The 15,004-nt window shown below is 41.4% G+C and carries 12 protein-coding genes; 10 read left to right on the top strand and 2 right to left on the bottom strand.

Translation table 11 applies throughout. From position 1 onward, the window contains the following. Nucleotides 1-235: 235 nt before the first annotated feature. From ACZFYI_RS06260 to ACZFYI_RS06215, 10 genes are all read left to right on the top strand, one after another. Nucleotides 236-1,333 carry a chorismate mutase gene (locus tag ACZFYI_RS06260; RefSeq protein WP_462523265.1) on the top strand — a complete coding sequence of 366 codons (1,098 nt, stop codon included), beginning with the start codon at nt 236-238 and terminating at the stop codon, nt 1,331-1,333. A gap of 104 nt (nt 1,334-1,437) precedes the next feature. Next, entirely contained in the window at nt 1,438-2,496 is a 1,059-nt protein-coding gene (aroB, locus tag ACZFYI_RS06255; RefSeq protein ID WP_462523264.1) for a 3-dehydroquinate synthase, read from the top strand. After that, nucleotides 2,493-3,725, top strand: coding sequence for a 3-phosphoshikimate 1-carboxyvinyltransferase (locus ACZFYI_RS06250; protein WP_462523263.1), 1,233 nt, complete (start codon nt 2,493-2,495; stop codon nt 3,723-3,725). The genes aroB and ACZFYI_RS06250 overlap by 4 nt, the downstream gene beginning before the upstream one ends. Before the next feature lie 52 nt (nt 3,726-3,777). Then, nucleotides 3,778-4,593, top strand: coding sequence for a prephenate dehydratase (locus ACZFYI_RS06245; RefSeq protein WP_462523262.1), 816 nt, complete (start codon nt 3,778-3,780; stop codon nt 4,591-4,593). A gap of 1 nt (nt 4,594) precedes the next feature. After that, nucleotides 4,595-5,740: a pyridoxal phosphate-dependent aminotransferase gene (locus tag ACZFYI_RS06240; protein WP_462523261.1), complete on the top strand. Its 1,146-nt coding sequence runs from the start codon at nt 4,595-4,597 to the stop codon at nt 5,738-5,740. A gap of 28 nt (nt 5,741-5,768) precedes the next feature. After that, nucleotides 5,769-6,617, top strand: coding sequence for a prephenate dehydrogenase (locus tag ACZFYI_RS06235; protein WP_462523260.1), 849 nt, complete (start codon nt 5,769-5,771; stop codon nt 6,615-6,617). 139 nt (nt 6,618-6,756) lie between these two features. Then, a complete protein-coding gene (locus ACZFYI_RS06230; RefSeq protein ID WP_462523259.1) occupies nt 6,757-7,134 on the top strand; it encodes an HYC_CC_PP family protein in 378 nt (125 codons plus the stop codon). Nucleotides 7,135-7,196: 62 nt separating this feature from the next. After that, nucleotides 7,197-9,413 (top strand): TonB-dependent receptor plug domain-containing protein, encoded by a 2,217-nt coding sequence (locus ACZFYI_RS06225; protein ID WP_462523258.1) that lies wholly within the window; start codon nt 7,197-7,199, stop codon nt 9,411-9,413. Nucleotides 9,414-9,433: 20 nt separating this feature from the next. Next, nucleotides 9,434-9,805 (top strand): heavy-metal-associated domain-containing protein, encoded by a 372-nt coding sequence (locus ACZFYI_RS06220; protein WP_462523257.1) that lies wholly within the window; start codon nt 9,434-9,436, stop codon nt 9,803-9,805. A 113-nt stretch (nt 9,806-9,918) separates the two neighbouring features. After that, on the top strand, nt 9,919-10,641 hold the full coding sequence (locus ACZFYI_RS06215) for an SIMPL domain-containing protein (protein WP_462523256.1): 723 nt from the start codon (nt 9,919-9,921) through the stop codon (nt 10,639-10,641). A 92-nt stretch (nt 10,642-10,733) separates the two neighbouring features. Here the strand turns inward: ACZFYI_RS06215 and ACZFYI_RS06210 are convergent, their stop codons facing one another. Both ACZFYI_RS06210 and ACZFYI_RS06205 read right to left on the bottom strand, forming a co-directional pair. Then, nucleotides 10,734-13,265, bottom strand: coding sequence for a phosphocholine-specific phospholipase C (locus ACZFYI_RS06210; protein WP_462523255.1), 2,532 nt, complete (start codon nt 13,263-13,265; stop codon nt 10,734-10,736). Nucleotides 13,266-13,500: 235 nt separating this feature from the next. Then, on the bottom strand, nt 13,501-14,829 hold the full coding sequence (locus tag ACZFYI_RS06205; protein ID WP_462523254.1) for a DEAD/DEAH box helicase: 1,329 nt from the start codon (nt 14,827-14,829) through the stop codon (nt 13,501-13,503). Between the last annotated feature and the right edge of the window lie 175 nt (nt 14,830-15,004).

The raw sequence follows: 15,004 nt of genomic DNA, 5'->3' as shown, positions 1-15,004 counted from the left end.
GACAGTCTCATATCGGTTTTTCATGATATTGAGATTAATTTGTTTTTAAAAAAGAGCCAATTACTTTTGGAACATGTTAATCGCAGCATTCGCCTTCTTTAGCTTTTATTACTTTTACTTTCGCCTTCAAAATCGAATCGGAGCTGCTTATTGTCTAGAAAAAATCTAAAAAAATCATAAAGCAAAAAAAGCCCGGTTCGAAAGAGTCGGGCTTTTTTTTTAAACCTATCAAATCATGAAAGACCATTTACAAATCAAAGACTGGGGATTCGGAATAGAAGGCCATGTCATCATTGCAGGACCATGTAGCGCAGAAACACCTGAGCAGATCGAGAAAGTATGCTTAGAAATGAAAAATCAAAATATGGTTCCTGATATATTCCGCGCGGGGATCTGGAAACCAAGAACCCGTCCCGGTAGCTTTGAAGGTATTGGGGAAGAAGGTTTGAAATGGATGGAAATCGTAAGACATCATCTCAATATTCCCATCACTACTGAAGTCGGCAATGCAGCGCACGTCGAATTGGCTTTGAAACACAACGTAGATGTATTATGGGTAGGTGCTAGGACTACAGTAAATCCTTTTGCAGTACAGGAAATCGCTGATGCGCTCAAAGGAGTAGATATTCCGGTAATGATCAAAAATCCGATGAATCCTGATTTACAACTTTGGATCGGTGCTTTGGAAAGAATGCATGCAGTTGGAATCAACAAGTTGGCGGCTATCCACAGGGGATTTTCGGATTCTTACGACAAGAGATTCAGAAATAAACCAAATTGGTCTATGCCGATCCACTTGAAAAGAGAGTGGAAAGGTATGGAAGTCATCAACGACCCGAGTCATATCGTCGGAAACAGAGAGGGAATTCTTGAAACTTCCCAAAGAGCAATCAATTTTGGATTGGACGGTTTGATGATAGAGACCCACCACGATCCTGATAATGCCTGGTCCGATGCCAAGCAGCAGGTTACACCAAAAAGATTAAAGGAAATTCTTTCGATGATAGATTTTAAAGATACCATCGGAAGCGAAAACCCTGGCGAAAGATTGAATGACCTTAGAACTGCCATTGACCATTTGGATGATCAGTTGTTGGATATCCTTCAGGAGAGATTTTCTCTTATCGATCAGGTTGGAGCCTACAAAAGGGAACATCACCTGACTGTATTCCAATCAGACAGATGGAAATATGTGATGGAATCACGAACCCAAAAGGGAGTTCAAAAAAACCTTTCTGAGAAATTTATGAAGGAATTGCTTTACTGTATCCACGAAGAATCAGTAAAAAGGCAGGAAAAGCAATTGAGAGAGGCTAATGCCGTGAAAAGGTAATAATTTAAAGGTAAGTGGTAATATGTTAATAGAACCACTTACCACTTACTTCTTAGCTATTACTTTTGGTCTCAGACTTATCTATCAAATAAACCTTACCTATTTTGGAATCAGTTATATTTTCCAATAACATCTCTTTTGATTTGAGTAAATACCTGAATCAAATGGGATATTCCCAATTGGGGGTGATTTCAGATTCCAATACTGCAAAATTCTGCTATCCGATCATTGGGAGTTTATTGCCGGAAAACCACAAGCACTTTTCATTTCCGGCAGGAGAAGTCAATAAAAACCTTACCACATGCACACAAATCTGGCAATGGATGACCGATGTCGGTTTTGACAGAAAAGCATTGATCATCAATTTGGGTGGAGGTGTGACTGGAGATATGGGCGGTTTTTGTGCCGCGACCTATAAAAGAGGAATCAGGTTCATCAATATTCCCACGACTTTATTGTCTCAGGTAGATGCAAGTGTCGGTGGAAAATTGGGGATTGATTTCAATGGTTTTAAAAACCATATAGGTGTTTTTACCCAACCTGAGTTGGTGTTGATTTCTGAAATTTTCCTTGAAACGCTGCCATTGGAAGAACTTAGGTCGGGATATGCTGAAGTTTTGAAGCATGGATTGATCCAGAATGCCGACTACTTTTCTTGCCTCAAAATCAATAGTTGGGAAAAGCAAAACTGGAGAGAAATCATTGAGAAGTCCGTTCAGATCAAAAGAGAGGTGGTGGAAAAAGATCCAAAAGAAAACGGCTTGAGGAAAATCCTGAATTTTGGGCATACCATCGGACACGCTTTCGAATCATTTTATTTGGATTCCGAAAAACATTTGTTACATGGGGAAGCCATAGCTGTGGGTATGATTTGCGAAGCCTATCTTTCCCACAAAAAATCCGGGTTGCCAAAAGACGATTTGAAAACCATCACTGAAGCTTTGACTGAAATTTATGGAATTTTTAAATTTCCTGAAACCGACATCGACGGCATCATCCAACTTTGCAGTCAGGATAAAAAGAATGAAGGATCAACAGTGAATTTTTCTCTTTTGAGAAGGATAGGAAACTGCGACTATAATATCACAGCCAATACAGCCGAAATCAAAGAAGCCATTACATATTATCAGACTTTATCATCCCAAGTTCCATTAAACCAATGAATCCAACCTTGGAAACGTTATTTCTAAGCCAGTTAAGTGCTTTCAAATCCACAGTTATTTCTTTGCCCTCATCCAAAAGCGAGAGTAATAGGGCTTTGGTTATTGATGCTCTTACTGAAGGTGAAAATCACCTAAGCAACCTTGCTGAAGCTAGGGATACCCAAACCATGATCAGATTGCTCAAAGAAAATCCTGCGATCTTTGATGTCTTGGATGCAGGCACAACGATGAGGTTTTTGACTGCTTATGCTGCAGCAACAAATCAAAACAAAGTCATGACCGGTACCCCAAGGATGTGTGAAAGACCGATCGGAATTTTGGTAGATGCATTGAGAGAAATCGGAGCGGAGATACATTATATGAATATTGAAGGTTTCCCTCCTTTGGCCATTCATGGGCTGAAAGAGCAAAAGACTGACAAAATCAAAATAAGAGGTGATGTCAGTTCCCAATATATCTCGGCGATATTGATGATAGCGCCTGTTTTGCCTTTAGGTTTGGAAATGGAACTGACCGGAAAGGTGGGGTCCAAAACCTATATCGAAATGACCCTTGAACTCATGGCTGCTTTTGGTATAAAGTATACTTGGGAAGGAAATTTTATCAAAGTTTCCCATCAAGCTTATCAACCTACCCAATTCAAGGTGGAAAGCGATTGGTCAGGAGCGAGTTATTGGTTTAGCCTTTTGGCTTGTGCAGATGAAGGAGAACTCTTTTTGGAAGGGCTAAAAGAAAACAGCCTTCAAGGTGATTCCAAAATCGTGGACATCATGGACCGGCTAGGTGTCAAAAGTGAATTTCAAAATGGGGGTATCAAACTCACCAAGCAACCGGTCAAAGGACTTGATTCCTGGGATTTCACCCACTGCCCTGACTTGGCACAGACAGTTGCCGTCACTTGTGCGATCATAGGCCAAAAGACAAAATTCACCGGTTTGGAAAGTTTGAGAATTAAGGAAACCGACAGGATATTTGCTTTGCAGCAGGAATTGGCAAAGTTCAATGCTGAATTGGTAGAAGAAAAAAATGAGACATTTACCTTGATTCCTTCTGTCAAAATGCCTCATAAGGTTCAGATCCATACTTATGACGACCATAGAATGGCTATGGCATTTATGCCGCTGATGACCAAAACCAATGTAATAATAGAGGATCCTTCGGTAGTCAATAAATCTTACCCAAGTTTCTGGAAGCATGTTTCATTGATTGAAGAAAGTAGCAAGATTTAAGATGCCAAAAACAGGAACAGAAAAGGGGAATTATATTTTCAAAAAATAGCTTATGAAAGTCGCCATTCAGGGAATTCCGGGATCTTTTCACCATCAGGTTGCTCTCAATTATTTTGGGAATGACACTGAAATCGAAGGCTTCAGGACTTTCGAGGAAGTAGCCAAAGCCGTACAAAAAGCAGATGTCCCATATGGTTTGATGGCGATCGAGAATTCAATAGCAGGAGCCATTCTCCCAAATTACGACCTGATTGATCGGCATGGTTTACATATTTTCGAGGAATATTACCTTCCGATTTCCCACAACCTCATGGTTTTGCCGGGGCAAAAAACCGAAGACATCAAAGAGGTAAAATCCCATCCTATGGCCTTGCTTCAGTGTAAGCGCTTTTTTGAGGATTATCCCAATATCAGACTGATCGATGATGTGGATACTGCGACAGTTGCCAAAAGGATTTCAGATGAAAAAATCAAAGGTTTGGGCGCAATAGCAAGTTCAACCGCTGCCCAGATTTATGGATTGGAAATACTTGCCAAAGATATCCAAACCATCAAAAACAACTTTACGCGTTTTATACTCCTACAAAAAGAAAAGCCTCTTCAGACTGAAAATCCAAATAAAGCCTCATTCAAAATCACGATCAAAAATGAAAAAGGGAGTTTGGCCAAACTTCTCACATTACTCAGCGACAATGACCTCGACCTGAGCAAAATCCAATCCATTCCGGTTATTGAGAATCCCTGGCATTATGCTTTTTTCATTGATGCACAGTTTGATGATTATGCCAAATACCTCAAGGCCATTGAGGTAGTCAATCAAAATGGGGGAGAGGTGAAGATTTTTGGGGAATATGTAAGCAGGAAATAAGATGAAAGGTTATTCCAAAAGGACAGATAGCATTCAGGAATATTATTTTTCCCAAAAACTCAAGGAAGTCAACCGTCTGAGAGAGGAGGGAAAGCCTATCATCAACATGGGGATCGGAAGTCCGGATTTACCCCCACATCCTTCAGTAGTGGAGGCTTTGTGCCGGTCTTCATTGTTGCCGACAAGTCATGGCTATCAAGGATATCAGGGAACTCCGGCTTTGAGAAGTGCATATGCTGATTTTTATAGCAGGCATTATGGCGTAAGCCTCAATCCAGAATCTGAGATTTTACCTCTTTTGGGTTCCAAGGAAGGGATCATGCACATTTCAATGACCTTTTTGGATGAAGGCGATCAGGTGTTGGTACCCAATCCTGGCTACCCGACTTATACATCGGTCACCAAAATGCTTTTGGCTGAACCTATTTATTATGATTTGAAACCAGGAAATAATTGGTATCCAGAGTTTGAAGAATTAGAAAAACTAAACCTGGCCAAAGTCAAACTCATGTGGGTCAATTATCCGCATATGCCTACAGGAGCAAAAGCCGACTTGGAGGTTTTTGAAAAGCTAATCGCTTTTGGAAGAAAATATCAAATCGTTATTGTCAATGACAATCCTTACAGCTTTGTTTTGGAGAATGAACCCAAAAGCATCTTCCAAATTGAAGGGGCTAAAGAGGTAGCTTTGGAACTAAATTCCCTGAGCAAAACTTCTAACATGGCCGGTTGGCGGGTAGGGTTTGTCTCAGGTAAATCCGAATGGATTACGGCCATCACCAAAGTCAAAAGCAATATGGATTCGGGGATGTTCCTTGGAATCCAACAAGGGGCTATTGCTGCCATGAATTTGGGTAAGGAATGGTATGAAAGCCTTAATGAAATCTATGCTCAAAGAAGAAAATTGATTTGGGAATTGGCTGAAAAAATAGCTTTGGAATATGAAAGAGATTCTGCAGGAATGTTTGTTTGGGCAAAATTACCAAAAGGGAAAAAATCTGATGAATTGGTCGATGACCTGCTTTATAACAAATCGATTTTTGTAACCCCCGGACATATTTTCGGAACACAGGGAGAAGGATACATCAGATTTTCACTTTGTGTCAAAGAAGAATCCATCAAAGAAGCAATAAAACGTATATCATAAACGCATCACCCACATACATCATAAACAAATGAAAAAAATACATATCATCGGTTTGGGTCTTTTAGGAGGTTCTTTTTCACTGGCTTTGAAACAGGTTAAACCTGAAATCCATTTCACCGGATTTGATTCCAATCCCCAAAACCTTCAGGATGCACTTACTTTGGGCATTATTGACGAAGTCAAAGAAAAGGCGGATGCTGACACAGATATCATTGTTTTAGCCACTCCTGCAAATACCTTGTCAGAATTATTGGTAAAAACCCTGGATGAAATCTCTCCCGAGACCTTGGTTATGGACTTTGGATCGACCAAAGAATTGCTTTGTCAGGCAGTTGCCGAACATCCCAAAAGAGACCATTATCTCGCCGGTCACCCGATCGCCGGGACGGAATATTCCGGCCCCAAAGCTGCCAAAGTAGACCTTTTGGATAGAAAAGTATTTATCATTTGTGAAATGGAAAAAACTGACCTTCACCTCAAAGCCAAAGCCTACGAGGTATTGGAAGCGTTGAATATGAAGTTGAGGTTTATGGATCCGGAGGAACATGACAAGCATCTTGCATTTGTTTCTCACCTTTCTCACATAACTTCTTTTATGTTGGGCAAAACAGTTTTGGACAAAATGGAAGATGAAAAAAACATCTTTGACATGGCGGGAAGCGGATTTGCCTCGACAGTGAGATTGGCTAAAAGCTCACCGGGAATGTGGGCCCCGATCATGCAGGAGAATAAGAAAAATATCCTTGAAGCAATGAGTTTGTATATTTCCAACCTTTCAAAATTCCGTGACAGGATCATTGCTGACGATTATGAAGGCTTGTATCACGAAATGGAAAAAACCAACAAAATAAAGGATATTTTGGATTTGGGGAAATAACAACACCCAAAGTCAGGATTGATCAGATCCTTTCAACATCTTGTTCTTTACTAGAGAATTGCATCCAAAACATATTCATTCCTAAATACGTTAACATTTTGGTTTTTATTTCTAATTATAATAAAGACCTTTGTACTTGATGAAAAATTTAACGCCTTTCATTCTTCTGTTAATTTTCTTTGCCGGTCAGGTTAATCTGGCTTGGGCAACGCACTATTGCGAAGGGAAGAAAGTAGCTTCTGAGTTGACTGTAAGTCCTAAGGACCACAGTTGCTGTGATGGAGATTTGGAAGGTTCGAATGATTGCTGTGAAGACCAAATATCCCAGGCAGATTCGGATGATTTTTTTAAGAAATCTGAAACAAACAATTCGATAACTCCCGAATTTATCCTTTTAGCGGCCTTCATTCTTCAGGTATTTGTTCCCAACATTTCTACTTTAGATAATTTTTCTAACTATTCGCCGGACTTGCTTATTTCGGACAAGTTGGTGCTACATCAGGTTTTTTTGATTTAAATAAATGATCTCCCCAATTCTGGGGAAAAGTGGTTCCTTCTTTCACTTTATCGTCATTTATAATGAAATTTCTATTATTCTGTTTACTATATACATTGTTTTTATTTCCAAATTTTGCGCAAGAGCGCGTTTTTGGAGAGATAAAAAACACAGCCAATGAACCTCTAGTGGGCGCTACAGTCCAAGTTCTTGGTAAAACTTCAGGTACCGTTTCACAACTTGACGGGATCTTCGACATCTCCTCAATACTGGTTTCCGACCGATTGGTATTTTCATACATAGGTTACATTTCGGACACACTTTCCCCGGTATTTGGAGACAAAATGGAGGTCATACTTTCCGAAAAGGAGGGTGATCTCAATACTTTTACCATTAGAGGACGTACTGAATCCGTTGTGGAAGATGCACCTTTTCTAAGTGTACTGATTACAGAGGCGGAACTCCAAAAAGCTGCTTGCTGCAATCTAAGTGAAAGTTTTGAGACCAATGCTTCTGTTGACGTTTCTATTACTGATGCGGTCACAGGCACCAAGATGCTGCAGATGATGGGACTAGATGGACGCTATGTCTTGATCAGCAGGGAAGGAATCCCCGCTATCCGTGGACTCAATTCTCGGCTTGGACTTACATTTGTGCCGGGGACCTGGATCCAATCCATCGATGTGGGCAAGGGTGCAGGCTCGGTGATCAATGGCTATGAGTCCATGTCAGGACAGATCAATGTGGAACTTTTCAAGCCGGAGTCCATGGACAAATGGTACTTGAATGCCTACCTCAATTCTTTTGGACGATTGGAATTGAATGCCAACAGGCAAATACCGATTTCCGAAAAATGGAGTAGCAGTGTCCTGTTTCATGCCAGTCAGCAATTCTTGGAAATGGATGTCAATAAGGATGGCTTCATGGATATGCCTAAAACCAGACAGGTCAACTTTCTCAACCGTTGGAAATATGAAGGAGACAGACTGATGGCGCAGGTAGGAGTGAACGTGTTTAGCTCCCAGTCCGCCGGTGGACAGTTGGGTTTTGGGTTTGCAGACAACTTAAGTACGAGTAGCCTTTTTGGCTATCGGATGGATACCCGAAAAGCAGAGGTTTTTGGAAAACTAGGTATGATCTATCCTGCCAAACCGACACAGAGCTGGGGCTTGCAATATACCGCCTCCTACCAGGATTTTACTGGCGGTGCAGGGAGAAAACTGTATTCAGGTAAAGAGCGGACGCTTTATGCCAATTTCATTTATCAAAATGTACTGGGCAACTCCTTTCACCAATATAAGACTGGAACGAGTTTTCTTTTGGATAATTTTGAAGAAAGCCTCAACTCCAATATGCCTGGTAGCCTAGATACTGCATTTGTCCGGACTGAAAAAGTCCCCGGCGTATTTGCTGAATACAATTATATTCCAAATGAAAATTTGACGGTGGTAGCTGGCGCAAGAGCAGATTTTCACAACCTGTTTGGTACATATTTTACCCCAAGGATCCATGCTAGGTGGGTTTTTGTTCCAAATTTAACCCTGAGAGGTTCGGTAGGAAAAGGATACCGCACACCAAATGCCCTTATGGAAAACAGCATGATTTGGGTGAGTGCCCGGAAAATCATTTACCAATCTGAGCTTGCACCTGAAGTATCCTGGAATTCGGGTTTGAGCTTGGCGGGGAACTGGCTGGTCAAGGACAAACCTTTTTCCTTGGTTGCAGATTATTTCTACACCAGATTTTTGAGTCAGCTTGTATATGACCAAGACATCAGCTCCGATTTGTTGGTCATCAAAAACTTAGATGGGGAATCCTATGCCAAAAGCTTTCAAATAGAAGCAAGTTATGCTTTCAGCGAAAGGTTAAATGCCAAGGCAGCATATAAAAATTACCAAAACCGCATGACGACCAATGGTATTCTTCAGCAAGTACCATTTCAAAGCAGGGACAGGTTCTTCTTCAATTTAGGCTATGCGACAAAATATGAGAAATGGAAAGTTGATATGACAGTGAATTGGGTCGGTCAACAAAGACTGCCGGATACTTCATTGAGTCCTGAGGAATTTCAGCTAAATGGTTATTCGCCTTCCTTCTTCTTGGTAAATGGACAGATTTCGAGAGGATTCCGTTGGGGGAATGTATACATAGGAGGAGAAAACTTACTTGATTTCCGTCAAAAGGATCCCATCGTAGATCCTCAAAACCCTTTTGGATCAAATTTTGATGCCTCTATGACTTGGGGCCCTGTTGCCGGCAGAATGATTTATGCCGGATTTAGAATGAAAATCAATAAATAAATAAACAAATAAGCAATACCATGAAAAATCTAATTTTGACTTTTGCTTTTTTTGTCGCTTTGGCCGTAAGCGCACAAGCACAAAAAAGCCTAAAAACTGTGAATATCAAGACCTCTGCTGTTTGTGAAATGTGCAAGGCTACATTAGAAAAAGATCTGACTTTTGAAAAGGGGGTTAAATCTGTTAATCTTGATTTGGAAACCAAAGTCTTGATCATTGATTACGTAGAAGGTAAAACAAGCCCTGATCTATTAAGAAAGCGTGTGACAATGGTAGGCTATAATGCAGACCAAATGAAGCGGGATCCCAAAGCCTACGATAAGCTAGATCCATGTTGCAAAGATGGCGCACATGACAACGATCCTCCTGTAAAAAAGAAGGACGGAAAATAATTCTTCAAGTTAATTCCCTTTGGTGCCGACAGATACATAAAAAGATACTTTTATGTGGAATAAAAAAATGGCCTAAGTTTTGAACCTTACGTAAAAGAATTAAAACCAATGTTATGAAAAAGCTACTCCTTGCACTTCCGTTTTTATTCTTGACGTTTGCTGTGTTTGCGCAGGAAAATAATATCCCGCTGATCCAAGTTGAAGGGACAAGCGAACTCAGCATCATGCCGGATGAAGCGCTGATGTTTATCAGCCTTACAGAAAAAGCCATGAAAGTTGCTGATGCTACCAATGCGCTGAACAAAAAGACCAAATCCATTGAGGACGCTCTCAAAAAGACTAGAGTTAGCGGATACACTTTTACAGTGGACAATTATTTTGTCAATGTCAACAGGGTGTATTCAAGAAGTACTTCTAGAGACAGTGGCTATGTGGCTGCACAAACCATCAAAGTCAGGGTGAAAATATCCGATCAAAATCTGGTAAAAATCACTGAAGCATTGCATCAGACAACAGACATGACTTACAATGTTCAGTTTCAGGTGTCCGATGCCTTGAGAAAATCATCATCAACCAAATTGCTCGAACTCGCCATCGCTGATGCCAAATCTAAGGCTGATGTAATTGCCAAATCTTTGGGTGTTTCCAAGCTTTTGGTTCATAATGTCACCTATACAACGGTAAATAACAATTATATGCCTGTGATGAGAAATTCCAAAACCATGATGACCATGGATATTAAGGAATCCTACCAAGAACCGACATTCAGTCTTGAGGAGCAAAAACACAATGACAGAGTGATGGTTTCTTTTACTTTTTCCCAAGGGAAAAATTGAACAGTTAATTCATAGAAAAAAAATGCCCGATCCTTTAATCGGGCATTTACTTTTATCCAAAAAGGCTTTATCATTCAAGCTTTATAAATTTTTTAATCCCTGTGAATTTCTCCCATCTGCGGATCTGTTTTTGAAGCCAATCCGGTTTCTATTCTTCCAGCCAATCTTCTTTCAAAAGAATCATTGTCCTTGATTTTCAAAGCAAAATCATACCAGCCAAAGCTTTTGCCTGTTTCCAATGCTATTGTTTTTTCTGTGTTTGGATTCAGGGAAAGTTCGGTCTTTGATTTGCCATAGGCCTGATCTTCCAAGACCATGATAATGGTTTTTGTCTTGTCGTGGTTATGGAGTTTGAGTTTCAAAAGTGAATTTTTTGGATCTTTAAGGTCATATGTTGCACTGACTTCAACCAAAGGTTCATTGCGTAGGCCGGAAAAACTTCTGAAAAACCCGTTGGGTCCATAGGCATCCAAATGATATTGTCCGTTTTCAAAATTGACAAGTGGCCATTGGTAATCCAGATCTGTTCCAGGCCCCAAGGCAAAAGACCAGACTTTCATCGGCAGCCATTTTCCGTTTTCCAAATATTTATTTGGGGCATAGACCTGAAAAGGAACACCTGCAGCCTTTTTTCCAAAGACTTTATCTGAATTTTGAAAAACCATCCTGAATGATTGCTGAAAATTATCCATCGCACCATCCAAGTAAAGTTCATAAGGGAGCGCATTGGAATTCCTGGTTCCTGCTTCCTGTTTGGGTAGGATTTTGGATTTTCTACCTGTTTTCAGGACTGCTTGGATTTCTTCTGCGATTAATGGACCGAAATTGTCTGGCAGGTTTTTGAAACTCGCTTGGTGGATCATTTTCATAAACTCTTTCTGTTCTACCCGTTTTGGAAAATCTATTTTCTCTCCATTGTAGGGTCTGAAAGCGGATGTCAAATCTCCACAGACAGTCCTTCTCCAGCTGCTGATATTGTGCTCTGTGATATCTTTCTCTGTTTTGTGTTTGAGGAATTTCTCCAAAAACATCAGTGAAGAAGTCAGGTCACAGACTTCGGAGTTGACCCATCCACCACGTGTCCACGGGGAAGCGATGATCAGGGGAACCCTATAACCTAAGCCTATTGGACTTTGGCGCGCATTTTCAGGCTTCATTCCGGGTTTGGAGAGTTCTTCCTCCATGGTCACAAATTCATCCTTGGTATGAATGCCTGCTGTTACTTTTCCGGAATTGGGGTCAGAGGGATTAGGTGCCACAAAAGGTGGGACATGGTCAAAATACCCGTCGTTCTCATCATAGTTAAGGATAAAAATGGTTTTCTTCCAGACTTCGGGATTTTCGGTCAGAATGTTCATGGCCTCTGAGACATACCAAGCGCCATACCAAGGTGCAGAGGGATGGTCAGAGAATTTTTGCGGAGCTACTAACCATGATACAGTAGGAAGTGTTCCTTCTTTGACATCCTTCCGAAATTCGTGGAGGATGTCTCCTTTAGGGATTTTGGTCTTGAAGGCCTCTCCGTCTTTTTCATATTCCATCCATTCGGTCTGGTGGAAATCCGGATCCTGAGAGTTGGTGGAAAAGGCTTTTTGATGGAGGTTTTTTTCCAATTGCGAAAGCTTGTCAAAATTGTCAGGATGGTATTTGACCAAAGCTTCTTGTACATATGCCAGCTTGGCTTTGTTTTCGGCTAATGCCGTTTCCATTCCATCGACAGGATTGGATTTCATCGCAATTTCAAGTTCGGAGACAGATTGGGTCAGTTCTTTTTCTGCTTTCTGTAAAAATGGATAGTGGCTTTTGGCAAATCGGACATGGTACTGTTTGAACCATTCTAGGTTGTTGTCCGTGAAGTTGGATAAAAGGGATTCGTCTTCCCCATCCAAGCCGGATTCGAGGGAGATTTCATTTTGGTAAACTTTCCAGGAAACACCGTTTTCTTCCAACCTTTCGGGGTAAGTTTTCCAATCCACTTCTTTGGAATAAGTCGCTTCGGAATTGCGGACTACCGAAAAACCGTCTTTGGGATTCCTGCTTTTTCCTGTCCAAAAATACATCCTGTTGGTAGTAGTGCCAGTGAGGGAGGAACAAAAGTGTTGGTCACAGACTGTAAAAGCATCTGCCAAAGCATAATAAAAAGGGATGTCCTCTCTTTTGTAATAGCCCATAGTCAGCGGGACGTGGCCGAATTCCTTGTCGCCGGGTCTTTTGGATTCTATCCAACCGTCATATTTTCCTTCATTTCGGGCATCGACCTGATTTTCCCAAGAGTGGGGGATATCCCCCATCCATGTGGCTTTGGTGTTTTGGATATCAAGGTGAAAAGGTTTGTATGTATTTCCGGCTTTATCCTGTTGTAGCCATACCGGCAAACCGCTGGCAAGCTTGATTGCCCTAGGGTCATTGAATCCACGGACCCCCTGAAGAGAACCCAATGCATGGTCAAACGACCTGTTTTCCTGCATCAAAAAAACGATGTGTTCGGCATCCAAAAAAGTTGAACCGGCTTCCGGGCTGATTGCCATGGCTCTTTGTATAGCTTGGGGGATTCCTCCCCAAAGAGCCATACTTCCTGAAAAAATAGCTGCCTGCTTGAGAAATTCTCTTCTGTTGTTTTTCATGTCAATATTCAATTGGGATTTCTTTTGCCACAATCTGGTAAGATATCGGAGTCAGTCTTCCAATACTGAGGGATGATTTTTCTTCCATTTTGGAACATTTATAAATGTAAGAAATTCAACTTACCAACTCCTCACACCGATAATCCAATAACGCTAAGCAGACAACAATTACAACAACTAGAACAATTACAACCAATTAGAATGAGACCCTTCGTTCCTCAGGGTGAAGTATGGTTTATCTCGCCACCTCTATCTTCACCTTGCTCTTTTTCAATTTTTCGTTGCGGATTTTGTCAAGTGTTTTTTTGACTTTGGATCGCTTGATGGCTACGTAGGATGAAAAATCCAAAACAGTAATCAGACCGATATCTTCGGAAATCAGCCCACCTTTTTGCGTCAGCAAGCCAACAATATCGCCTTTGCTGATTTTATCCTTTTTTCCCGCACTGAAATACAGACATTCAAACGAGGAAGGCTGTATCGGTGCCAAATCCTCTGTAACCGTGGTTTCCTCGACAGACTTGTCTATATAATCCGGCAAAACTTCATCATTGGCCAAGATTAGGTAGCCATTTCCTTCGGCATGCATCCGGGCCGTACGGCCATTGCGGTGGGTAAAGGCATCTTTTCGTGGAGGCATCTGGTAATGTACCACATGCATGATTTCGGGGATATCAAGCCCCCTTGAAGCCAAGTCGGTCGCAATCAATAAATTGTAAACGCCGCTCCGGAACTTGATGAGGTTCTTTTCCCGGTCGATTTGCTCCATTCCTCCGTGCAGTACACCATGCTCAAAACCATTTCCCGTCAAAAGCATGCTGATCCTGTCCACAGCATCCCGGTGATTACAAAAAACCAGGCAAGGTTCATTTTGAAATCCTGCGACCAAACGCATCAAAACCTGGACTTTTTCCTTGCTCGACGTATGGACTAGCTTGAGTTCGAGTTTGGAATCATCTTCATCCTGAAGGTAATTGACAGTAGCCGGCTTGGTAAAAGGCAAAAACTCCGGCAGCCTTTCCAAAACCGTTGCAGAGGTCAATATATGGCGTTGGGTATGTGATTTCAGTCCACGGAATATTGTCCGGAGCTGCTCATGGAAACCCATTTGTAGGGATTTGTCAAATTCATCGAGGATGACCATTTTGATTCCTTTTGTATCAAATGACTCCTTTTGCACATGGTCAGAAAGCCTTCCCGGTGTACCGATAATCACAGCAGGTGCTTCGCCAAGGCTGTTTTGCTCCACCTTCATGGCATGTCCGCCATAAACTGTACTAACTTTGAAATTGGTTTTCATGGCTTTGAAAACCTGCTCAATCTGAATAGCCAACTCCCGGGAAGGCACGATGATCAGCGCTTGAACTTCCCTCAAATCTTCCCGTAGTGATTCAACCATAGGAATTAAATACGCCAATGTCTTTCCCGAACCTGTTGGAGCCAAAAGCATGATATTGTCGTTTTTGGAGGCTTGGGTGATGAAATCCTCTTGCATTTCATTGAATGCCTCGATGGAAAGGTTCTTCAAAAATCTGGAATGGGAGGAAGTGGGGTTTTCTGACATAGAGCAAAGGTAGGGAATTAAAGTTTGGGGGAAGATGGGGATTCAGTTATGGATGAAAAATTAGAATCTTTTTCTCCCGGGGAATTTCTTTTTGGAACACTGGTGGGGAGGAAGAAATTTTACCGGGCCGGCGTGGCATCGAGTGGGGGAGGATTAAAATTTCTTGTCCCGATGA

The organism is Aquiflexum sp. (genome assembly GCF_977115555.1).
The sequence above is the reverse complement of the archived record's forward strand: the minus strand, read 5'-3'. Positions and strand labels throughout refer to the sequence as shown.

Bases quoted from the DNA above. Each gene is read 5' to 3' on its own strand.
- ACZFYI_RS06260 (WP_462523265.1), top strand. From the start codon at position 236: ATGAAAGACCATTTACAAATCAAAGACTGGGGATTCGGAATAGAAGGC.
- ACZFYI_RS06215 (WP_462523256.1), top strand. From the start codon at position 9,919: ATGAAAAAGCTACTCCTTGCACTTCCGTTTTTATTCTTGACGTTTGCT.
- ACZFYI_RS06225 (WP_462523258.1), top strand. From the start codon at position 7,197: ATGAAATTTCTATTATTCTGTTTACTATATACATTGTTTTTATTTCCA.
- ACZFYI_RS06220 (WP_462523257.1), top strand. From the start codon at position 9,434: ATGAAAAATCTAATTTTGACTTTTGCTTTTTTTGTCGCTTTGGCCGTA.
- ACZFYI_RS06240 (WP_462523261.1), top strand. From the start codon at position 4,595: ATGAAAGGTTATTCCAAAAGGACAGATAGCATTCAGGAATATTATTTT.
- ACZFYI_RS06205 (WP_462523254.1), bottom strand. From the start codon at position 14,829: ATGTCAGAAAACCCCACTTCCTCCCATTCCAGATTTTTGAAGAACCTT.
- ACZFYI_RS06245 (WP_462523262.1), top strand. From the start codon at position 3,778: ATGAAAGTCGCCATTCAGGGAATTCCGGGATCTTTTCACCATCAGGTT.
- ACZFYI_RS06230 (WP_462523259.1), top strand. From the start codon at position 6,757: ATGAAAAATTTAACGCCTTTCATTCTTCTGTTAATTTTCTTTGCCGGT.
- ACZFYI_RS06250 (WP_462523263.1), top strand. From the start codon at position 2,493: ATGAATCCAACCTTGGAAACGTTATTTCTAAGCCAGTTAAGTGCTTTC.
- ACZFYI_RS06235 (WP_462523260.1), top strand. From the start codon at position 5,769: ATGAAAAAAATACATATCATCGGTTTGGGTCTTTTAGGAGGTTCTTTT.
- ACZFYI_RS06210 (WP_462523255.1), bottom strand. From the start codon at position 13,265: ATGAAAAACAACAGAAGAGAATTTCTCAAGCAGGCAGCTATTTTTTCA.